Source organism: Acinetobacter piscicola (genome assembly GCF_015218165.1).
In the GTDB taxonomy this organism is placed as follows: domain Bacteria; phylum Pseudomonadota; class Gammaproteobacteria; order Pseudomonadales; family Moraxellaceae; genus Acinetobacter; species Acinetobacter piscicola_A.
On sequence record NZ_CP048659.1, the window covers coordinates 863,319 to 885,738 of the forward strand.

24 protein-coding genes are annotated in these 22,420 nt (G+C 37.1%); 16 read left to right on the plus strand and 8 right to left on the minus strand.

The features are described from left to right. Nucleotides 1-2 precede the first annotated feature (2 nt). A complete protein-coding gene (locus G0028_RS04140) occupies nt 3-491 on the minus strand; it encodes a hypothetical protein (protein ID WP_180046067.1) in 489 nt (162 codons plus the stop codon). Between the two features lie 355 nt (nt 492-846). Between G0028_RS04140 and G0028_RS04145 the strand changes: the two genes are divergently transcribed. From G0028_RS04145 to G0028_RS04185, 9 genes are all read left to right on the plus strand, one after another. Next, complete coding sequence (locus G0028_RS04145; protein ID WP_174493212.1) at nt 847-1,512, plus strand: RluA family pseudouridine synthase; 666 nt, start codon at nt 847-849, stop codon at nt 1,510-1,512. A gap of 64 nt (nt 1,513-1,576) precedes the next feature. Beyond that, nucleotides 1,577-1,933, plus strand: a complete 357-nt coding sequence (locus G0028_RS04150; RefSeq protein WP_174493211.1) for a hypothetical protein — start codon at nt 1,577-1,579, stop codon at nt 1,931-1,933. 160 nt (nt 1,934-2,093) lie between these two features. After that, complete coding sequence (locus G0028_RS04155; RefSeq protein ID WP_174493210.1) at nt 2,094-2,495, plus strand: ribonuclease E inhibitor RraB; 402 nt, start codon at nt 2,094-2,096, stop codon at nt 2,493-2,495. Between the two features lie 266 nt (nt 2,496-2,761). After that, a complete protein-coding gene (locus G0028_RS04160) occupies nt 2,762-3,106 on the plus strand; it encodes a zinc ribbon domain-containing protein YjdM (protein WP_180046065.1) in 345 nt (114 codons plus the stop codon). Nucleotides 3,107-3,158: 52 nt separating this feature from the next. Further along, the gene (locus tag G0028_RS04165) at nt 3,159-3,755 is read left to right on the plus strand and encodes a DUF2939 domain-containing protein (RefSeq protein ID WP_194088748.1); all 597 of its coding nucleotides are present in this window, start codon (nt 3,159-3,161) and stop codon (nt 3,753-3,755) included. Nucleotides 3,756-3,908: 153 nt separating this feature from the next. Beyond that, nucleotides 3,909-4,373, plus strand: a complete 465-nt coding sequence (locus G0028_RS04170) for a YybH family protein (RefSeq protein ID WP_180046061.1) — start codon at nt 3,909-3,911, stop codon at nt 4,371-4,373. 184 nt (nt 4,374-4,557) lie between these two features. Next, nucleotides 4,558-5,727 carry a low temperature requirement protein A gene (locus G0028_RS04175; RefSeq protein ID WP_180046058.1) on the plus strand — a complete coding sequence of 390 codons (1,170 nt, stop codon included), beginning with the start codon at nt 4,558-4,560 and terminating at the stop codon, nt 5,725-5,727. A gap of 12 nt (nt 5,728-5,739) precedes the next feature. Then, the gene (locus tag G0028_RS04180; protein ID WP_130073982.1) at nt 5,740-6,144 is read left to right on the plus strand and encodes an NUDIX hydrolase; all 405 of its coding nucleotides are present in this window, start codon (nt 5,740-5,742) and stop codon (nt 6,142-6,144) included. An 85-nt stretch (nt 6,145-6,229) separates the two neighbouring features. Beyond that, entirely contained in the window at nt 6,230-7,285 is a 1,056-nt protein-coding gene (locus G0028_RS04185; RefSeq protein WP_180046056.1) for a DUF1176 domain-containing protein, read from the plus strand. A gap of 18 nt (nt 7,286-7,303) precedes the next feature. On the opposite strand, the gene G0028_RS04190 is transcribed toward G0028_RS04185, so the two are convergent. Continuing rightward, on the minus strand, nt 7,304-8,239 hold the full coding sequence (locus G0028_RS04190) for a tRNA dihydrouridine synthase (RefSeq protein WP_180046054.1): 936 nt from the start codon (nt 8,237-8,239) through the stop codon (nt 7,304-7,306). Nucleotides 8,240-8,381: 142 nt separating this feature from the next. Between G0028_RS04190 and G0028_RS04195 the strand changes: the two genes are divergently transcribed. Beyond that, complete coding sequence (locus G0028_RS04195; RefSeq protein ID WP_180046052.1) at nt 8,382-8,639, plus strand: hypothetical protein; 258 nt, start codon at nt 8,382-8,384, stop codon at nt 8,637-8,639. 507 nt (nt 8,640-9,146) lie between these two features. Here the strand turns inward: G0028_RS04195 and G0028_RS04200 are convergent. Then, nucleotides 9,147-9,323 carry a hypothetical protein gene (locus G0028_RS04200; protein WP_174493203.1) on the minus strand — a complete coding sequence of 59 codons (177 nt, stop codon included), beginning with the start codon at nt 9,321-9,323 and terminating at the stop codon, nt 9,147-9,149. A 177-nt stretch (nt 9,324-9,500) separates the two neighbouring features. Next, a complete protein-coding gene (locus tag G0028_RS04205; RefSeq protein WP_130073979.1) occupies nt 9,501-10,310 on the minus strand; it encodes an inner membrane protein YpjD in 810 nt (269 codons plus the stop codon). 143 nt (nt 10,311-10,453) lie between these two features. Here G0028_RS04205 and ffh point away from each other — a divergent pair, with 143 nt between their 5' ends. From ffh to G0028_RS04220, 3 genes are all read left to right on the plus strand, one after another. After that, nucleotides 10,454-11,863, plus strand: coding sequence for a signal recognition particle protein (gene ffh / locus G0028_RS04210; RefSeq protein ID WP_180046050.1), 1,410 nt, complete (start codon nt 10,454-10,456; stop codon nt 11,861-11,863). Between the two features lie 202 nt (nt 11,864-12,065). Then, nucleotides 12,066-12,971, plus strand: coding sequence for an IS982 family transposase (locus tag G0028_RS04215; protein ID WP_194088734.1), 906 nt, complete (start codon nt 12,066-12,068; stop codon nt 12,969-12,971). A 21-nt stretch (nt 12,972-12,992) separates the two neighbouring features. Further along, nucleotides 12,993-13,574: an RBBP9/YdeN family alpha/beta hydrolase gene (locus tag G0028_RS04220; RefSeq protein ID WP_180045926.1), complete on the plus strand. Its 582-nt coding sequence runs from the start codon at nt 12,993-12,995 to the stop codon at nt 13,572-13,574. Nucleotides 13,575-13,663: 89 nt separating this feature from the next. On the opposite strand, the gene G0028_RS04225 is transcribed toward G0028_RS04220, so the two are convergent. The 4 genes from G0028_RS04225 to G0028_RS04240 all read right to left on the minus strand — a co-directional run bounded on the left by G0028_RS04225 (nt 13,664) and on the right by G0028_RS04240 (nt 16,790). Continuing rightward, the gene (locus G0028_RS04225; protein WP_130073976.1) at nt 13,664-14,347 is read right to left on the minus strand and encodes a toxin-antitoxin system YwqK family antitoxin; all 684 of its coding nucleotides are present in this window, start codon (nt 14,345-14,347) and stop codon (nt 13,664-13,666) included. A 155-nt stretch (nt 14,348-14,502) separates the two neighbouring features. Next, the gene (locus G0028_RS04230; protein ID WP_180045924.1) at nt 14,503-15,219 is read right to left on the minus strand and encodes a toxin-antitoxin system YwqK family antitoxin; all 717 of its coding nucleotides are present in this window, start codon (nt 15,217-15,219) and stop codon (nt 14,503-14,505) included. A gap of 66 nt (nt 15,220-15,285) precedes the next feature. After that, nucleotides 15,286-16,029 (minus strand): type III pantothenate kinase, encoded by a 744-nt coding sequence (locus tag G0028_RS04235; protein ID WP_180045922.1) that lies wholly within the window; start codon nt 16,027-16,029, stop codon nt 15,286-15,288. Continuing rightward, nucleotides 16,026-16,790, minus strand: coding sequence for a biotin--[acetyl-CoA-carboxylase] ligase (locus tag G0028_RS04240; protein WP_180045920.1), 765 nt, complete (start codon nt 16,788-16,790; stop codon nt 16,026-16,028). Before G0028_RS04240 ends, G0028_RS04235 begins: the two co-directional genes overlap by 4 nt. 29 nt (nt 16,791-16,819) lie before the next feature. Between G0028_RS04240 and G0028_RS04245 the strand changes: the two genes are divergently transcribed. From G0028_RS04245 to smc, 3 genes are all read left to right on the plus strand, one after another. After that, complete coding sequence (locus G0028_RS04245) at nt 16,820-17,629, plus strand: sulfite exporter TauE/SafE family protein (RefSeq protein ID WP_130073973.1); 810 nt, start codon at nt 16,820-16,822, stop codon at nt 17,627-17,629. A gap of 614 nt (nt 17,630-18,243) precedes the next feature. Next, complete coding sequence (locus G0028_RS04250) at nt 18,244-18,939, plus strand: GntR family transcriptional regulator (protein ID WP_130073971.1); 696 nt, start codon at nt 18,244-18,246, stop codon at nt 18,937-18,939. Nucleotides 18,940-18,966: 27 nt separating this feature from the next. Further along, nucleotides 18,967-22,419, plus strand: coding sequence for a chromosome segregation protein SMC (gene smc, locus G0028_RS04255; protein ID WP_180045918.1), 3,453 nt, complete (start codon nt 18,967-18,969; stop codon nt 22,417-22,419). The last annotated feature ends 1 nt before the right edge of the window (nt 22,420 follow it).

Below are 22,420 nucleotides of genomic sequence, written 5' to 3' on the forward strand. Positions count from 1 at the left end.
CATTATTTGCTTGCAATTAAAAGCTGCATCTTTTGAGCTTGTTGTTGTGTGGTTAGGGGAGGAAGTAGGGATGGATTACTTGGATAAGCCATTCCATTATAAGCTAATTGCACTGCACCTTGATTGCGAGATTGCACCACTAAATTTTTCCAACCATGACTTTGTTGTTGACTGACATAAATAGGTGGGTTTATAACCGTGGTTTTATTGATTAATTTAAATTTCTGATTAGGTAAACCTTGATAAATCAATAAGGTACATCCACCAGAGCCGCACCAGTCTAAACCTTGTAGTAATACTAGAGCATCAGGTTGACCATCTTGATTTAAATCATGAAAAGCTGATAAATATTGGGTTTGGTCTTGAGTGTATTGATATACGCTTTGTTGTAAGGCGTGCTGTGTGGAAGGATTAGTTTGTTTAGGTGTTTGCTCTATTACTGTAGTACATCCTGCGAAGCATAAAATACATCCTAAATGTAGAAATTTCATATTTATTTAACCCTTTGAATCCCAATACTGAGTCATTGTATTGTACAAAGATTTATCAATCATGCATGATTTTATGTACTCCTAGCATAGTCATAATGACAGTTTGAAAATAGGGTTGAGGCGTTGGATAAGGTAAAAATTAAATTTAAAATTTTGCTTTTTATGATAATAGCAATGAAATATAGCTTAAATTTGCTCAATAATACGGGAGTTTTTAGTCTGAAATATCATGAATTAAGGTGAGGTAAAATAAATCAGAGTATAAAATTGAGTCTCTGAATGAGTATATTAATTTTTACTGGCGATTTAGTACTGTAAAACTTAAAATCTTCACAATTTTTTTGATTTTTTTGACATGCCTTTAGATCAAACCTTTGTATATATGCCTCCCCAAGACCCCCTTGCTATCCTCTATGAAGATGCAGACTTGGTCGTCATTGATAAGCCTGCAGAATTATTGTCCGTTCCGGGGCGTTTACCTGAACATCATGATAGTGCTTATTTTCGTGTCTTAGAGCAATTTCCCAATGCTAAAATCACCCACCGTTTAGATATGGCAACCTCTGGAATTTTAATGTTTGCGAAACATAGAGATGCGGAAGTCGCGATCAGTAAAATGTTTCAGGCGCGTACTGTGAAGAAAAATTATATTGCTTTGGTGCAGGGAAAATTAGACGGTGAGGGCAGTGTAGATGTTCCACTCATCACAGATTGGGAAAATCGTCCTCGTCAAATGGTGCATTTTGAGCTAGGTAAATCAGCCCAAACACTGTATCAAGCTTTAAATTATGATGAGCAGCAAGATATTACACGGGTTTTACTCACACCCATTACAGGACGTTCACATCAATTAAGAGTGCATATGATGCATATTGGACATCCGATTACAGGCGATAAAATTTATCATCCTGATCCAAAGCAAAGCCCTTTAAAACGTATGGCTTTACATGCAAGTTATTTAGAGTTTATACAACCTTTAAATGGTGAAAAAGTTATCATTCAGGGAGATGTACCTTTTTAAGATTCATTAGAATTTTCATTATTTTTTATAAATCTCACTCTTTATAACATTGGAAAATAATAAAATGATACAGCCTGCAATTGCTCAAATAATTTTAATTGTATTGTTAGTTTTATCATGGGGTGGAATCATTTTTTGGTTGATTTATATCACCATTAAAGGTTTGTCACCCTATGAAGTTACAAAGGAAAATCGAAGATTTATGTTGTATATTTTGCTGATGATGGGTGCGATTGTCATGATTTATGATTTTACTCCCGCTGATGCTCAAGATTTAGAAAAGATAAATCAGTATTTAGAGCAGGCAAAACGAGAGAATAACCAAGATTTATTATTCACGATTCAAAATATCAAAATGCAACCACAAATCAGTATTAAAGATCGAAAATATATAGAAAAATTAATTGAAAAAGGGATCTAATCTAAAGGGTCAAGGCTGTTCGTGGCAGGAGTTGAATGTGGGAAATCAATTTTAAATTTATTTGCTCATTTCATATTCAGTAAAACTTTAATCGCCAAATTGCAATAAAACTCAGTTAATCTAAATCTAGAAAAATGGCAAACAGAACAAGGACACCAAAATGACACGCGATTTTGAACAATTCCCTGATGATGATAACGGCAATTTATTGTGGCAAATGCAAGAAGATGGTGATGATTTAGATGAAGTACATGAAATTGAATTTTCAATGTATTTTAAAACCCAAGCACTTGCTGAAAAATGTGCATTACATTTATTACTAGAAGAACAAAAAGTCTCAATGTATCTTGATGAAGAAATTGAGCCCAATGAATGGGTGATTACTGTTTTTGTCAATTTACTTCCTGAATATACCGATATTGTTGATCTTGAAGAATGGTTCAACAAAATTGCGACAGAATTTAACGGTGAATATGATGGTTGGGGATGCACCACTTATGTCTTTGATGATGCATTTGATGAAGATGACTTTACTGAAGAAGAATTAGGTGAATTAAAATAAATTTCAGTGACATATCCAATAAAAAGCATACGAAAAGGTATGCTTTTTTTATTGAACGAGTAGAATTTTTAAGTTTGCATATACTAAAGAAATATAGACCTGAGCGGTGCAACAAGACAAAAATAAGATGAAAATTCAAATAAAACAACGTTTATGATCATGCTAAAAAACATGCAACATAACCCATATATTTAATACGGGATTTTAGGTTTTATATGATTTTTACGCTATAGTGGACATTATTTTTTCTTTATTTTGAGGTTGTTATGTCTTTACCCCATTGCCCAAAATGCAGTTCTGAGTACACTTATCAAGATGGTGATCTACTGATTTGTCCTGAATGCTCACATGAGTGGACACAAGGAGAGCAGGCCGTACAAGATGAACAGCATATGATTAAAGATGCCTTTGGCAATATTTTGAATGATGGCGATACAGTCACGGTTGTCAAAGATTTAAAAATTAAAGGTTCATCTGCTGTGGTTAAAGTCGGTACTAAAGTTAAAAATATTCGTTTATTGCCCGATGCGAGTGATGGTCATGATATTGACTGTAAAATTGAGGGTGTGGGGAGTATGAAACTCAAATCTGAATTTGTGAAAAAGGCATAAATATTCCATCATATTCTGATTAAAAATCAGATCATGATTCAAGAGACAGCATATGAGAAAAGTATCTTATTTTTTGAGTTTTTCTGTAATGTTGTCTCTTGTTCTTTGGTTTGCTTCACCCTATTGGATGTTGTACCAAATCAATCAAGCGATACAACATAATCAAGCCGCGAAGATTTCTCAATACATTGATTATCCTCGTGTACAAGCAAGTTTAGAACCACAAATTCAACAAAAAATAATCAGTCGTTTAGGTTTGGAAAATAATCATACTTGGTTCGGGCGTTTTAGTGAGCGTGTGAGTGATCAACTTGCAAGGCAAGTCGTGCAGACACTTGTAACCCCCGAAAGCATTATGGTTTTAATGAAGGGCAAGGCACTCAAAGAAGTGATTCAACTCAAAATATCTCATGTAACCGCCGTTATGATACAAGAAACCAAACCACTTAATCAGCAAGTCTCAAATCAGTGGTTATCTGAAAAAGATAAGCAGCATGTCATAACAATCCATCCAAATAAAGTTGAAGCACAGTATATTTCTTTAAATACTTTTCAAGTGATTGTGCCAACATTTTCGCAAGGTAAAACTCAATTTATTTTTCAACGCCATTATATAAAATGGCAATTAGTTGGAATTTATTTGATTTGATTTGATTTTTTATTAAGTTTATTTAAATTATATCTTTAATTAATTTGCTGTTTTTACATAAAATAATTAAAAAAATAATCAAACTAATATTGTGGTTTACTTTTAAAAATGTAAAATTAATCACACTTATTGATATTTAGTGAGAATAATTATATGAAATATGAGGTGGATGGTGATCCTATTACTGCAAAAAACATTCTGACACAAATACAAAAATGGGACGATGCACTAAAAAATAATGATTTAGAAAAAATGACTCAGCACTATGCCGATGACATCAGTTTATTTGATGTGAGTTCACAGCTAAATGGGCTTGAGCAATACAAAACAGAATTAGAAAAAGTTAGTCCATATTTTACCTCGAGTATGGATATTCGTAGACGTGATATTAAAATTCATGTCTCAGGTGATTTGGCATTTTTATATTGTTATACCAAAGTGGAAAATCCACAATTGAGTTCAATATTACAAATGCCGTGGTGTCGTACAACATTATGTTTACAAAAGAAAGATGAACAATGGATTTTATTGCATCAACATATCTCTATGCCCGTTAATATACTGACGAAAAAAGCAATTGATTTGAAGGTTAAACCAAAATTGAAGTTAGTGGTATAACTTTAGTGTTTTAATATCATGCTGTTATAGATCAAGAGTGATAAATGAGCAGATTGACATGGAATATGTCAACTTTCGGATGGCATGATAAAAGAAGAAATATCGATAAAAAAAGCAAAATATAGAACAGAAAAGTGGCATATTTCTCGCTAAAATAGTGCAAAATATTTAGAAAAATTGATCTATGTCAAATTCATTTTTTGCAAAGTATGAATGGTTAAAACCATTGTCTCCTCGTGATCCACATGAAAAACATCGGGTTGCCACTTCTTTAGAATTATTATTTGACCTGATTTTTGTGGTGGCCATTGCAACAGCAGGGCAGCAACTCCATCATGCCATTGTTGAAAATCATCTTGCACATGGAATATTACTGTATTGCATGGTGTTTTTTGCTTTGTGGTGGGCATGGATGAACTTTAGTTGGTTTGCGTCTGCCTATGACAATGATGATGCCTTATATCGCGTCATGACTTTTGTCCAAATCATTGGTTCTTTGGTGTTGGCAGCAGGTATTCCGAGTGCATTTCAACAGCAAGACTTTGATGTGATTATCATTGGTTATGCCATTATGCGCTTTGCTTTAGTGAGTCAATGGTTACGGGTTGCCATCAGTGATCCTGCACGAAAAACTACAGCTTTACGTTATGCATGTGGGATTGTTGTTGTACAAATCGGATGGTTATTTTTTCACTTTAGCCCGATTCATTTTAGTGTTTATCTTTTTGCAATCTTGGTCATCGCTGAATTATGTGTGCCGATTTGGGCAGAATCTGCCAATATGACACCGTGGCATCCACATCATATTGCAGAGCGTTATTCGCTGCTGACGATTATTGTATTAGGCGAGTCGATTGTGGGAAGTTATGCTGCGATCAGTGACGCATTGGCACATCAACATGTCAGTACTGAGCTTATTTTCTTAATGATCGGCGGTTTGATCATGATGTTTACAGTCTGGTGGGCATATTTTGATCATGAAATTGCGGATCGTCTAAATAGCCGTAAACGTGCATTTTCTTGGGGATATGGGCATTTCTTTATTTTTATTAGTATTGCGGCGCTGGGTGCAAGTCTAGCGGCTGCTGTAGATATTAGTACCCATCAAGCCGAAATTTCGGCACAATGGGGGGGATGGTTGGTGGCGATTCCTTTGGTTATGTATAGCGCAAGTTTATGGCTATTACACGAAGTACATCATTTACAGGGCATGAAAAAATGGCTGTATCCATTGACGACAATCATTGTGCTTAGTATTCCTTATGTGGTGCCAGAGATTGGTTATGCCGTTTTCATTATGGCAATTGTCTATGCATTACGTTTGATTTTTTCAAAATGTTATTTGGCGCGTTAAGGAAATAAAGCCATGGGTTTTCATGATTTTTACCGAATGAGTTCACATGCCGTCATTTGTAATGCACAGCAGCAAATTTTATTGTTAAAAGCCACCTATGCCGATCATGCATGGGGCTTACCTGGGGGTGGTTTGGATGTTGGTGAAACTATTCATGAGGCTTTAATACGAGAATGTCACGAAGAAATTGGATGCAAGGTACAGATCGAGTATTTATCAGGTGTGTATTTTCATTCAGCCGTGAACTCCCATGCTTTTATTTTTAAATGTCAGTTAGATCGATGTGCCGAAATTCAACTCAGTGCTGAGCATTCAGCGTATCGTTGGTTTACTTTGGATGAGCTTTCAGTTGTGCAAAAAGTGCGGATCGAAGATTGTTTAAATTTTAATGGAACGGTACACAGTCGGGCATTTTAACAAGTCTATCGTTCCACAAGATAACAATAGATGTGTTTAAGATAAGATTTAAATATAACTCAAATTTAAAAAATAGGATGCTGATATGACACCGCATTTACCTAAAAAAATAAGCTTAGGGATTTTGTTTATATTCTTTAATGGTACAAGTTTTGCTGCCATACAAGGAATGAGTTTTGAACATAAAGATTGGGAATTAAGCTGTGATAATACAGGAACATGCCGCGCAGCAGGGTATCAGTCTGATGAGGATTTTGAGTCTCCTGTCAGTGTACTGTTGACTCGAAAAGCAGGTGAAAATATGCCTGTAGTTGCTGAAGTACAGTTTGGTGAAAATGAAGATAACCCAAATGTACATGCTCAATATGAGCTTAAAATAAATGGCAAATCTTATGGTTGGGTGAATAATAGCACTGAATCGAGTACGCTCAATCCCAGTCAAATTAAAGCCTTATTAGCCACGGCACAACGTGATGCAACGGTGACCTTTGAAGCAGGCAAGCAAAATTTTAGATTGTCAGGACAAGGCATGAGTGCTGTTTTATTGAAAATGGATGAGTTTCAAAAAAGGCTTGGAACATCTTCTGCATTGATTAAAAAAGGGCAAAATACAAATCAACATGTACTGCAAGCTGAAGCTAAGCCGATTATGGTGGCACAAGACGTGATGCAAGGCAAAGAAACTCAACTTTTGCCAAAAAGCGAACAAGCATTAAAAATTATTCGCTTGTTGAAGCCGACCACCAACACAGATGATTGCCCGACTTTATTTGGTGAATCAGATTATTTTGAGTCAGATCGCGTGGTCATTACACCAATTACTTCGGAATTAAGCATCGTACATCATCCTTGTTGGTCAGGCGCATATAATTTTGGTACAGGCGTTTGGGTCATGAATAAAAAACTGACACAAGTCAAACAATTGGTCAGTACATCCATCAGTGATGAGTCAGACAATCAACTTTTTGAAAATCATAAAGGTCGTGGTATAGGTGATTGTTGGTCTCAGACTGAATGGACGTGGAATGGTCAGCGTTATGTACAAACCCTAGACTCAACGACAGGCATGTGCAAAGGTTTTGCAGGGGGTGCATGGAGTTTGCCGACGGTCATTGTAGAGGTGAAAGGTTTAAAACAGTAAGGGTGTGAATGTACCTCATCAATTTTTGGAAAGGTTAAGTTTTTCAACCACTTCATCAATTTTTTTCAAACGCTTGACTTCATCCCACAAGGCTTTGGCTTCAGGATAATGTTTTGACATCATGCCGAGCCATTGTTTATAACGCCCAACCATATTCATTTCTTTTTTATAGCTGCCATTTAAAAACCGAATCTGTAAACCAAGTAATTCGTTCCATGTAATCAAGGCTTCATCGGTATTTTTGCGAATACATTGGGTTAAGTCAGGTGTGGTCACTGCACCACGACCAATCATTAAATCTTCACAGCCTGATTCAAGTTGACACTGTTTTGCATTGGCATTGGTCCAAATTTCACCATTGGCAATGACATTGATGTTGAGTGATTCACGGATAGGATGTAATAGATCCCAAAAAGCAGGTGGGGTATAGCCATCAGCTTTGGTACGCGCATGTACCGTTACCCATGCTGCGCCTGCGTCTTCAATGGCATGCGCATTTTCCATAGTGAAGTTACGATCCATATAACCCAAACGCATTTTTGCTGAGACAGGAATATGTGTTGGTACAGCATCACGTACAGCTTTAACCAACTCATGCACCACTTCAGGTTCATCTAAGAGTACGGAACCACCTCGGTGACGATTTACCGTTTTTGCAGGACAGCCAAAGTTAAGGTCAATCGCAGGCGCACCTAGTTCAACAGCTCGCACTGCATTGGCTGCAAGCATGTCAGGATTATTTCCCAAAAACTGTACATGGACAGGTGTACCTGCCGCTGTTTTACCGTCATTATTTAATTCAGGACAATAGCTGTGGTAAATATGATCGGGTAATATCGAATCTGTGACACGAATGAACTCAGTTACACACCAGTCGAAGCTGCCGACAGATGTCAGTACATCACGCATAATAGGGTCGGTTAAGCCTTCCATGGGTGCAAGAACGAGTTTCAATGAATTACCTAAATGCGAAATCTAAACAGGAGCGTTATACGGTTTTTTGAGATGATTGTCTAGCAATGTAAGCTGTGAATAAACATACAGACGATTAAGTATTTCAACGTACATATAAATTTATACGGATCGGACAATTAAAATGAAAAAAAATAAAATGCTGTTCATCAGTTTGTTATGTAGCACACCTATGGTTTGGGCAAACCCACAGCTTGAAGGTGAATATGCTTTACAAGGCGGTGCACTTTATATATTACCTCATCGACAATTTGCGGTGATTGCTTATGCTACTGCTCTAGCTGGAAACTATGAAATTCAAGCTAATACGCTTCAATTTCATTGGACAAGTGAAAATATCCCAAATTTATTATTCAAGAATTTTCAGATTTATCCCAGGTAGATTATCAAGATCGGATGCAGCCTAAGTTAAAGCAATTAATCATTCACTTTGATTCAAACTTACCTGATACATTTTACTTAGGGGGAAATCAGCCTTTAACATCGCCTCAGCTGAAAAGAGTTTTTAATGAAGATGCAAATTGCTATGAATATTCTAAAATGAATCAGAATGAATTAGCCCAGAAAAATTCAAAAAGAAGGCTTGGTTTTTTATCATAGGAACGATCTGTACAAAGGAGAATGGTCTGAACGCCGCGAATTATCGGGGCTTGCAGGAGAAGATTTAGCCATGCTGCAACAGATCGTACAACAAAGCCAATTTCCTTGGTCATTTGAAACTCAAATTATTCATTTTAAGCATATTCAATTAGACGAGTACCCTAATGATCAAAATGCAATGCGATTCCTCTTTATAACTTTATGAGGCGCATGATCAAGTTATATAGATATTGAATTCATCACGTTCATTTATAGATTGGCTATAAATAAAACATTTTCTCATCTCGTACTATTTTTTCTCGGTAACGCATGAAAATGTACAATAGCTGTCGTCATCAATGGTAGAGACTACGCCATCATCATTGAGATCTGCATCTTTAAATAAAAAGATTTGATCACATTGTTGACATCTTTCAGGTGTCATCGCATTGAGTTGTTCTAATGGTGGATGTGTTGGTATTGTCATTTTAAAATCCTTTTGGGTGAAATATATACACATAGTTTTTTTAAGAGATTAGATCCAATCGTATATTTACGCAAGTCATAAAAGTGATATTTTATTTTTATTTCTGATATTTAGCGCAAATATTGGATCAAAAAAGTGAGAGATTCGGTTTTCTCTTTTGCCTCTTTGTATGAAAGTTTAACGATGCAAAATCATTTCCAAAATAAATTTAGAACCAATAAAACCAATGGCTAATAGGAAAAATCCAATAATGGTAAAGCGAATCGCTTTTTGACCACGCCAACCAAATTTATAATGCCCAAGCAATAATGCACCATAGACAAACCAAGAAATAATACTAAATGCCGTTTTATGTGCTAAATGTTGTGCAAAGAAGTTTTCAACGGTAAAGAAACCAAAACCCAGTGCGACCGTTAATAAAGCAAAACCTGTGATCAACATATCGAACAGCAAGGATTCCATGACTTGCAAGGGGGGTAATAAGTTGACCCAAACACGTTTTTTTTGTTTTTTCTTGAGTTCCCTATTTTGTAACCACATCAGTACAGCTTGGATGGTTGCCATCAATAACACGGCATAAGCAGATAAAGATAAAATGATATGCGTATCTAAACCTAAAGAATGCATTTCAATAAACTGGCGAGGGACACTAAAAGCAAAGCCTAAGATTAGACCTAAAGCTGCTACAGGGATGCCTAATAGATTTAGCGCAATGACAGGTCGATAGGTACTAAACAATACACTCAGTAACAACATTAAACCTGATGTAAAAGACATTAAATTAAATACATCATAATTGATCCCCGACGGGGTGATCATATTGTTATACAGTACAGCAGCATGTAACAATAGCCCTAAGCCTAAGACAACGCCAATAAACCAATGGTTTGGCGCACGTTTAGACATTAGATGCATAAATAAATACCAAAATGATGTGGTATAGGCAATTAATGCTAAAATGGTATACACCAAGGGGAGGCTAATCATGTCAAACCTTTTTCGGGATGATAAATATTCATGTTATAAGATATAAATTCGATATGAACTCAAGTATCCTATAGCATCTTATGCATAAAAGTTCTATTTTTCAGAAAGTTTTTTTGCAACAACTATTTTAAGCGGATTTCGCAATGTTTGATACCTTAACAGAACGACTCACGCAGAGTCTCAGAAATGTTACTGGCTCAGGACAACTGACCGAAGATAATATTAAAGACACTTTACGTGAAGTGCGTATGGCACTGCTCGAGGCCGATGTTGCTCTGCCTGTAACTCGTGAGTTTATCGCGAAAGTTAAGGAAGAGGCATTGGGTCAGGAAGTGATGACACAGCTTTCACCAGGTCAAGCTTTCGTTAAAATTGTCTATGACGAACTCACCAAAATGATGGGTGAGGCCAACGAAACCTTAGATTTGGCTGCAAAACCACCTGTGGTGATTTTACTTGCAGGTTTGCAAGGTGCGGGTAAAACTACAACTGCTGCAAAACTTGCACGTTTCTTAAAAGAACGTCAAAAGAAAAAAGTGGCAATGGTCTCTGCTGACGTTTATCGTCCTGCGGCAATTAAACAGTTGCAAACTGTTGCAGCTGAAGTCGGTGTGGACTTTATTGAGTCTGAAGCATCCGAAGATCCAATCAAAATTGCACAACGTGCGATTGGACAAGCGAAGATCAATTTCAATGATGTCTTGATTGTCGATACTGCGGGGCGTTTACATGTCGATGATGACATGATGGACGAAATCAAAGCATTACATGCATCGATCAATCCAACTGAAACTTTGTTTGTCGTTGATGCGATGACGGGGCAGGATGCAGCCAATACAGCCAAGGCATTCAACGATGCATTACCTTTGACAGGGGTCATCCTGACTAAGACCGATGGTGATGCGCGTGGTGGTGCGGCACTTTCAGTCCGGGCAATCACAGGTAAGCCAATCAAATTTTTAGGTATGGGTGAAAAACTTGATGCCTTAGAGCCATTCCATCCTGAGCGTGTTGCACAACGTATCTTAGGTATGGGTGATGTACTTTCTCTTGTCGAAGAAGTTGAACGTAAAATCGACAAAGAAAAAGCCGAAAAAATGGCGAAAAAATTGCAAAAAGGCGGCAGCTTCAACTTTGAAGATATGCTGATGCAATTTGAACAAATGAATAAGATGGGTGGCATGATGGGCTTCTTGGATAAGTTGCCTGGCATGAGTAATTCAGGAATTCAAGATGCAATTGCACAAACGAACCCTGAAAAGCAAGTGAAAAAGATGGAAGCGATTATCCAGTCGATGACCATCAAAGAGCGTCGTAATCCAGATTTGATGAATCCAAGCCGTAAAAAACGTATTGCAGCGGGTTGTGGTATGGATGTTGTTGAAGTGAATAAACTGATCAAACAACATGCACAAATGGCCAAAATGATGAAAAAATTTGCCAATCCATCAGGGATGGCAAAAATGATGCGTTCATTAAGTGGCTTACAAAAACAATTTGGTGGCGGTGGTGGTATGGGGCCATTATTTGGTAATAATGAACCTAAAAAATAATCCAAACCGATAATCTGAAAAGAGCGCTTTAAGCGCTCTTTTTTGTGGATAATATTTTAAAAAATTTAAACTTAAATTATGCTATATTTGCTAAAACAATTGATAAGAAGAACTATCTAACGTGAATTCGGGATAAGAAATTTGATAAAGAATAGGCATTTGAGTCACAATTTAATCACGACAAAAAACTGAATAACCTCAAATGCCTATCGATACACAGCTTACAACACTTTTTTGTTTAATTGATGATTTTTGTGCTGATATTACCAACAATGTTGAACAATATAGGCTTACTTCAGGACAAGCTAAGCGATTGCGCCAAAGTAAAATCAGTGCTTCTGAAGTTCTCACTTTATTATTGTGGTTTCATCTAACAGGGAGTAGAAACTTCAAGGCTTTTTATCTTTATTGGGCTAAGCCTTTTCTTTGCTCTTACTTTCCAAACTTACCTAGCTATAACCGATTCATTGAATTAAAAGCAAAATATGTGATGTATTTTGTCGCTCTTATTGAGAGTTTAAAGGTGCAATCCTCTGGAATTGCTTTTATTGATTCTACCAAATTAGCTGTGTGTCATAATAAACGTATTCAGCAACACCGTGTATTTGTAGACAGCGCAAGTCGGGGGAAAACCTCTGTAGATTGGTTTTATGGTTTCAAAATTCATTTGATTTGCGATCATGTTGGACGCTTAGTTTCTTATTGTATAACAACAGGTAACGTTGATGACCGTAAAGTATTACCAGAATTAATAGAACACTCAAAATTAAAAGGTAAGTTGTTTGGTGATCGTGGCTATATTGGTAAGAATTGGAAGGATCGCCTTGCAGAAGTTGGTGTTCAACTGATTACACGTGTAAAAAGAAATATGAAACCACAAGTTTTAGATCCATTTGATCATGCTGTATTAAAAAAACGTGGAATTATTGAAGCACCATTTAATTTGATGAAAAGTCAATTTGATCTTGAACACACTCGCCATAGATCAAAAATAGGATTATTGACGACAATATTCTCAGCTTTAACCTTATATGCGTTGGTACTTGTGAATGGATATAATTCAGGAATTCAGCAGATTTTAAAACCTATTGAATTAAAATCTGCTTAAGCCGAATTCACGTTATCTAATATGAATACTGTTTTTGTTGTCCACGGCTATCGTGCAGCACCAGAAAATCATTGGTTTCCTTGGCTTGCACAGAAAATCCAATCTGTTGGGGCTACGTGTGAGATTGTTCATTTAGAAGATGCAGATGCACCGAATTACGCCGTGTGGAAAGAATGCTTACACATGCAAATTTCCCCTTTGGATGAAAATAGTATTGTGATTGCGCATAGTTTAGGTTGTTTGAGTAGTTTAGATTTTTTATCAGAAGCACTCAAAACGAAGAAAATTAAGGCAATTTTTTTAATAGCACCTTTTAAAGCATTATTACCTGCATTGCCTGAATTAAATGAATTTATTCAACAAGCCAAAATAGATGAATTTGTCATTCATACTGCAATTCAGAAACGCTTTGTATTTTTATCGAATAATGATCCTTATGTTGCTGCACAGTTGAGTATTCGTTTAGGGCAAGCGATCCATGCGCAATTGGTTGAAGTACCATCTGCTGGGCATTTTATGCAGTACAATGGCTTTACTGAATTTCCTCAGTTATGGGACAAATTAAGCCCATTGATTGCGATACCACAGAATATAAACAAGTAAAATTCAATCTAATATTGAAAATATCAAGATAAAAATCAGGCAGTCGAATATTTACCGCCCGAAATTTTGTATTTTAGTGATTAAAATAGTTATTCATTGGTTTTTTCATAAATACTTTCAACAATATTGTTGATCTCGGTATTGTCTGTCACAAGCTGTCCTTGTTCATCCCATGCTTTTGCATTATAAGTGGGTTTATCGTCTTCATAGGCAGCAAAACCTTCAACAGCAGGTTTGCCATTTTCATACCAAAATTTAATTTTGTATGAATGAAGGTCAGGGTCTGCGATTTCATATTCATAAGCTTGTTGCCCATTGTGATAAAAGGTTTTGGAAAGACCAACTTCCATACCTTCATTATAGTTTGCTGTGGATGCAATTTGCCCATTTTCAAAATAAGTGGTAATTGGGCCATCCGTGAAAATAATATCAAAGCTACGTAAAGCTAAAGGTTCTTTGATCCAAAAAGGAGCTGTTTGTTTTTTATGACTATTTTGATAAAAATCTTGTACTAAGAAACGTCCATCTTTGTCGCGTCCCAAAAGCTTACGGTAGTAACCATCTTTTAATGGCGTTGCTGAATAACCTGAGTCATATTCTTCACCTAAACTGGCATCTTTATCAAAATATGCCACAATAGGTTCTTCTGTTTGCAGTTGTTGTTTAATTTCATTAGAAATAGCAGTGGAGTTATTGGTCTGTAATTGACTACACCCTGTAATTGAAAGTCCAAGTAGGCTGATCAAAAAAAGTTGTTTGAAATTTGGCATCATAAAGTTCACTTATTTTACACTTGTTATAAATATGCTTTAACAGATTAAACATAAAGCTGAGTATTCGCTGCACTGTTATTTTGCAGCATCATCATTGATTTTCAATATAAATTTGTAAATATGAAGCAGTATTGTGAGGGATGGTTGGGTACACATTAAAAATACGAATTTAATTTTGCCAAAATCGTGTCAATTTTTTCACTGTCTGTTACCAAGTGTCCCTTTTCATCCCAAACCTTGCTGTCAAAAATACAGTTGTTATCCGCTGGATTTATTTTTAGATCGGCAGCGAGTTTGCCATTGTCATACCAGATTTTTTGTAAAATCAATTCATCACTGACAATCTCTTCTGCAAAAGCAAGTTGCCCATTTTCATAGTAATACTCATTTTTTCCGACTTTTTTAAAGTCTTTATAATGATGTTTGATATGTATATTGCCATTTTCATAATAAGCCACCATGAGTCCATCAGAAGATATACCATCAAAACTTTTTAATGCTGAGACTTCTTTGATCCAATAAGGATCGGTTTGTTTTTTATGGCTGTTTTGGAAAAAGTCTTGCACCAAGTAACGTCCATATTGATCACGATCTAACAGTTTACGATAGTAACCATTTTCTACAGGAGTGGTAGAGTAGCCCGCACCCACTGTATCTAAGTGAGTGGTATTTTCAAAATCTGATGCTTCGGCAGCTTTGGGTGAAAAATAGGCAATAATCGGTTGATCTTTTTGTTTGTGTTCGAGCGGCTGTTCCATTTTAAGAGTATTGATTTCAAGTGGTTTTTGTTGTGCCATATGGGCTGAGTTGGCACATCCGATCAGTATGATACTGACCAAGCTCACACTGAAAAATGGTTTTAGCTGAGACATGTAAATATCCTTGTTTTTTGCATTGGCTTGAGCATTAAATTTTTATTTTCTAGACATTCTATTGCTTTATTTTGCTTGATACTCAATATAAATTTGTAAACCTTTGAGCAGTAAATCAGCTTCAACATGAGGTGAATATTTTGCTAAAAATTGAGCAAATAAGGGGGCATCACCACCTGTTAAAATCAATTTGCGTGGGGATTGTTGTAGCACGTGCTGAATAGTACTGAGTAGACCTAAGAAAATCCCGTGATGTACAGCATCAATGGTATTGCGTCCAGGAGAGAGTTCATTAAACGCAGCATCTGGAATTTTAATACCTTTGGTATTTTGAATCAGTGAGTCGCGTTGTAAATATAAATTTGGAACAATATAGCCGCCTAAGTGTTGTTTACCTTGTGTGAGGTCAATGGTTAAAGCAGTACCACAACTAATCACACATAAATCTTCATCTTGATTTGCCACAGCGAGTACTTGGAGCCAACGGTCTATTCCAAGTTGTTTGGGGTCATCATAACCACATTTGAGCCCAGCATAGTCATAATGAACTTTGGCAAAATGGATAGGGACCTCAAGAAGCTTTAAAATTTTTTCAATGCGTTGATTATTTTTTTTATCTTGAACAGAAGAGATTCCAACCCGAGTAATGGCTAAATTTTTAAAGTGTTGAATGAGACCTAAAAGTAAGTCAGCAGGAGATTGTAGATGTAACTCAGCAGCATGTTCAACGATTTGATCTGCTTCTGTGACCCAATACTTTAAACGTGTATTGCCAATGTCTAACCAAAGTTTTTTATCGTGAGTATTCATAGTTCACCTTGATTTGCGAGACGTAAACGTCCTTGGTAGACATTGATTAAACCTTGTGCTGTTTGTAAATGAACAGATCCATCATCACTGATACCTTTAAAAGTACCTTCGATATTGCCTTTAATTTGTTCAAAATATACATTCTTATCCATAAATGCAGCATAGTGATTGAAGCGAGCAGCAAGGTTGTAGCAGCCATGGTCAAACCATTGTCCTGCTTGATGAATAGCAAGATAAAGTTCACTGATCATTTGAATACGATTTGGAAATTCTACGCCCAACTGCACAATAGATGTGGCTTGTTGGTCAAGTTGCGCTTGTGGTAAAGGCAGTAAGTTAATCCCTACACCGACAATGGCTTCATTGGGTGAAATGGGTTCAACTAAGATCCCGCCCCATTTCCCTTGTGAGCTATATAAATCATTTGGCCATTTGATTTGCAAATGCGGCAAATTTTTAAGACTTGGCATTTGTAAGATATTTAACGCAATTTCTAAAGCTAAACGACCATCTATTGTTGTTTGCGTTTGTAGCAATGTGCTTAAATAAATATTCCCAATCGGAGAAACCCACTCGCGTTGATGCTGTCCTCGACCTTGAGTCTGTATTTCACTACACACCAATACCGTTTTAATTCCTTTTAATGCGATGTCGCGTACATCATCATTGGTTGATGTAGTACTATGTTTTAACAGCAAAATTTCAGGGAGTTGCTGTGCGTTGCTCAGCAGTTCGCGTAGATGACGTGTTTCTAAGTCCATGTTGAATAGAAGAGAATGGAAAAATATTTATGGAGTTAATCATATATTTAGGGATTGGCGCAATCGCTGGTTTTGCTGCAGGGCTATTTGGTGTGGGCGGTGGTTTAATTATTGTTCCTATTCTTTATATTGTTTTTACCCAAATGGGCTATGACCCTGCGGTGATTATGCACCTTGCTTTGGGGACATCATTGGCAACGATTATGGTGACTTCGATCAGTTCATTGATGGCGCATCATAAAAATGGTGCGGTACTTTGGAATGTTGTGAAAAATCTTGCACCTGGCTTAGTTTTAGGCTCATTTTTAGGGGCAGGCGTTGCAGGCTTACTATCGGGTGCAAATTTACAACTGATTATTGGGCTATTTGCCATTTGGGTGGCTTATAAAATGTTTAAAGGGGCAAATGTCAAAGTAGATGAAACCAAGCAATTACCTTCAAGCACCATGCAGCTTTTGGCAGGCGGTGGTATTGGTGTTGCTTCTGCAATTTTTGGTATTGGTGGGGGAAGTTTGACTGTACCGTATCTCAATAAAAATGGTGTGGTCATGCAAAAAGCTGTCGGGACTTCAGCAGCATGTGGTTTACCCATTGCAATTGCTGGTGCACTCGGTTTTATGTTCTTTGGAGCTAAAGCGCAAATCAATGTGCCGAATACCATTGGTTTTGTGCATATTTATGCTTTTATTGGCATTAGTATCATGAGTTTTATTACGGCAAAATTTGGTGCGAAAGTTGCACATGCGCTTTCACCAGCAATGTTGAAAAAGTGTTTTGCGGGATTGCTCACGGTGATTGGTTGTTACTTTATCTTTAAAGGTGTAATGCCATTTTTTTAATAGTTATTCATGACTGAAAGTAGGTGAGAAGCACTGATGGCTATTATTTATTTAAGCTGAAACTTGGTGTTTTACATGAGTTTTATGAAGAAATGATTGATCATGGACATCAAAGTGATGCTGAATTCGAAACAGTTATAGGACATCTCATCTACGATTATGAACAAAGTTTTCAAAGGTCGAACAAATTATTATTGAATTTGTGATTTATGCGATTGCAGAATGAAATTTTAGAAAAGTTGAATGCAGTAGATTTTAAATTACTTTTATCGCTTTTAGAGGGTGAAGAAAGATCATCATTTTTACATGATTTATATTTAATGTATTTGATCAATCTTGAAACGAGAGATTCCTTAATTCAATGGGTTTGAATTACTTGAGGTGAGTCACAGTTGTCATCAAATGTTATTGTGCAATATCGGTAAATGACCATGCTGGTTTAAATTCATTTCCGACCAAAGGCGCTTTTTCCCAAAACAAAGTTGACCTAAAATGCATGAATATTGTCTGACAATGTCATGTTTAAAACAGGTTGAATAAGGTAAAACTAAAATATAGACAATTGAAATTGTTAGAACCTTGTCGAAAAATAAAAAATTAAAGATAGGATTTATATGCAATTGGAAGAAGTGGATAGCCTTTCAGAGCAAATTGCCAAGCACATCAGTGAGCAAATTATCAGTGGTGAATTGGTTGAAGGTGAGCGTATACAGGAGCTACGGATCGCCAAAGAACTCGATGTCAGTCGAGGTTCTGTACGTGAAGCACTTTTGTTGCTTGAAAGAACACATCTCATCGAAATCTATCCACGTCGTGGCGCGATTGTGTCTGAAATGTCAGCGCAACAAGTTCGTGCATTATTTGACACCAGTGCCTTATTGCTTGGGCAAATCGTTTCTCGTATGAGTGAAACATGGCGTAACCATGAAGCCGAAGCAATGCAAAAAATGCTGACTCACCTGATTGAGCAGGTGAAACAAGGCAATACTGAAAAATTCTACGATGGCATATTCCAATTTCTTTCAGAACAGCAAGATATGGTTGGAAATCCTTATTTGATGAAGTTTTATAAAGAATTACTTCCATCTTTACGTCGAAGTTATTTTTTAACCTTAAATACTTCAAGACGCGAGCTACAAGAGGCTTTAGAACTCATAAAACTCGTGATTGATGCAATTTTAATCCGAAAATCACAACAAGCTACTTTATTTATGGAAGATTTTTGTCGACACTTGCGTAATCTCGTGTTGGAATCGCTGGCACGTATGAAACAAATTGAACTCGCATGGGCGAGGCGATCGCGTCGCTAAGAGGCGTTGCTAAGTAACTAGGACATTATGCGTTTAAGCAGCTTAAAACTTTCAGGCTTTAAATCTTTTGCCGATAGTGCAACATTACAATTCAAAGCAAACCGTACTGCTGTAGTCGGACCCAATGGTTGTGGTAAATCCAATGTGATTGATGCCATTCGTTGGGTGATGGGGGAGTCAAGTGCACGTCAATTACGCGGCGGCAGTATGCAGGATGTTATTTTTACAGGGACGAGCAAACGTAAACCTGTAGGTATGGCAAGTGTAGAGCTGCGTTTTGAAAATACCTATGGCAAACTTGGTGGTGCATATAATGCCTATTCCGAATTAGCAGTTCGTCGCCAAGTGAACCGAGATGGAAAATCAGAATATTTTCTCAATGGCACCAAGTGCCGTCGCCGTGACATTACCGATATTTTTTTAGGGACAGGTTTAGGCCCACGTTCATATGCAATCATTGAACAGGGTATGATTAACCGCTTGGTCGATGCTAAACCTGAAGAAATGCGTGTTTTTATTGAAGAAGCCGCAGGGGTTTCTCGTTACCAAGCGCGCCGTAAAGAAACACTGCAACATTTAGAACACACCACACAAAACTTAGAACGTTTAGAAGACATTTCCAGTGAATTACAAGCGCAGTTAAAAACACTGAAACGCCAGTCTGAGTCTGCTGTTCAATATAAAACTTTAGAAACACAAATTCGTACTTTAAAAGTTGAAATTTTGTCGTTCCAGTGCGAGCAAAGCTCACGCTTACAAGAACAATATTCTGTTGAAATGAATGAATTGGGCGAACATTTTAAATTGGTTCGCTCAGATATGACTACGTTGGAGCATGACCTTGCTGCGACGAGTGAATTATTCCAGCGTTTGATTCAACAGTCCTCGCCATTGCAACTTGAGTGGCAACAGGCAGAGAAAAAATTGTCTGAATTAAAGATGACCTTAGAGCAAAAGCAAGGTTTATTCCAACAAAATTCGGACATGCTCAGACAATTAGAACAACAAAAAGTCCAAACCAAAGAACGTATTCAATTGCTTGAACTACAACTTGATGGCTTGTTGACTCAAGTCGCTGAACAAGGTCAAACTCTACAAGCATTAGAGTCTGAAATGTTGCTGAGTCAGCAAAGTCGTGAAAGTTTAAAAGCACAGCAAGGTGAAGCACAAAAACAATTTGAGCAGATCAAAAACCAAGTTGAAAAGCAGCAACAGCAAAAAGCGCAGATGCAGGCACAGATTGAACAACTTGCGAAGAATGTCGCTCGAATTGAACAGCAAAAAGACACCTTAAAAAGCCAAGCGATTCAAATACAAAGTCAATTTCAGACTGAAGATATACAACAACTTGAGCAAGATCAAGCAACGGCTCAAAAACAGATTGTGTTGTTGGAAAATAACATTACACAATCGAAGGTTCAGTTAGAGCAGCTGCAAGAACAGATCAATCAGCAAAAAACGCAGATTTCGAGCTTAAAGTCTGAAGTGCAAGTATTGCAGTCAGAACAGAAAAACTTAAATCAATTGATGGCAAAAAGTGCAATCAAAACCGATGCACATACAGTGCAATTGATGCAAGTATTAAGGTTAAATGAACATGGCAAAGCGCATGCAGCATTGGTCGAGAAGTTTTTAGCGAAATGGCTTTCTGCGCAGGTTATTGATTCAAATTCAACATTTAGCGAAAGCATAGCCCGTCAGCTGAAAGCATCAAATTCACATGATAAAATTCAACTCAATGGCTTGCCTTGTTTAGCCGATTGGATTGAATCACCACAATATTCTTTGTGGCATCAAGTCGCGATGGTCGAAAATCTTGCACAGGCTTTGAGCCTTCAAGCACAACTCACAACGGGGCAAAGTCTACTGAGCTTGGATGGTTATCATATTGGGCAAGATTGGGTGATTGGCTTATTTTATGATGAATCGAGCCAAGCTGCGCAAGGTGCATTAAGTCATCGTATCCGATTCGAAGAAATTGAAAATCTATTGACAGATTTACAGCCTAAGTTGCTAGAAGCTGAAAGTGTCTTGCCAACCTTAACTCAGCAAATGAGCAATATTCAAAAACAGCTTCAAGCTGATCAAGACACACTCAAAAATCAGCAAAAGTTAGTACAACAGTTTGATGTACAAATTGCCAAACAGCAAAGTACGTCACAAGCATTTGCACTGCAAAAAGTTCAGTTAAACAGTCAATTACAACAATTGGATGAGCAACTTGAAGAAGATGCAATGCAGAAAGATGACCTTGAAATCGATATACATTCGCTCTTACTCAAGCTTGAACAAAATCTTCCTGAATATAAAACGTTGCAATATAAACTCGATGAGTTAAATGAACAGGTTGAGCAACAACAGCAACAGTTGCAACTCAAACAGCAAGATTTTGAAGGCACACGCCGTTTAGCAGAACAGAATAAGCAACAAATTGAATTGCTTGAAAAAGATTTAACATTTTCAAAAGTACAATACCAACAAATTATTGTGCAAATGGATCAGGCAAAGAAATTTGTCGAGCCGATCCAACTTGAATTACCAAGTCTACAAAGCCAATATGCTGAACAATCACAATTGACTGAAAAATTACAGAAAACGTGGGCAGACTGGCAAGTTGAGCTAAATAGTGTACAGTCTAAGCAGCAAACTTTGACGGAAATGCGTCATTTACATCAGCAAAATGATGAAAAGTTACGTACCCAGTTAGAAGAAAAGCGTTTGGCTTGGCAAGTGGCAAAATCTGATTTGCAACATTATTCAGATCAGCTCAATGATTTAAATGCCAAAGTTAAACAAGGTTTAACTATTGATTTGCTCAGCCATCAACAGAACTTAGAACAAGCGCAACGTCGGTTTGAAAAATTAGGTGCAGTGAACTTGGCTGCTTCAGAAGAATATTTAGAAGTGTCAAAACGCCATGAAGAACTGACCCATCAGATGCAAGACTTGGAAAATACGGTTGAGCAACTGAAAAATGCCATGAAAAGTATTGATCAAGAAACCAAAAAACTCTTCATGACGACTTTTGATCGAGTAAATGCTGAACTCAAAGAGCTCTTCCCGAAAGTATTTAATGGTGGCGAGGCGAGTTTAAGTCTTGAAGATGACTGGCAATCGGGTGTTAAATTGATGGCTCGTCCACCAGGAAAACGTAATAGTTCATTGGCGCTGTTGTCAGGGGGGGAAAAAGCACTCACTGCATTAGCCTTGGTCTTTTCTATTTTTAGATTAAATCCTGCACCTTTCTGTGTATTAGATGAGGTTGACGCGCCATTAGATGATGCGAATGTAGGAAGATTTTGTAATTTGGTAAAAGAGCTTTCTGAACAAGTCCAATTCATTTACATTACGCATAATAAAGTTGCAATGACGATGGCAACCGATTTGCTGGGTGTGACGATGCCCGAACCGGGAACATCAAAACTCGTCACTGTAAATTTGGAAGAGGCAAAAGAATACGGTTTAGCCGCGGAGTCATAGT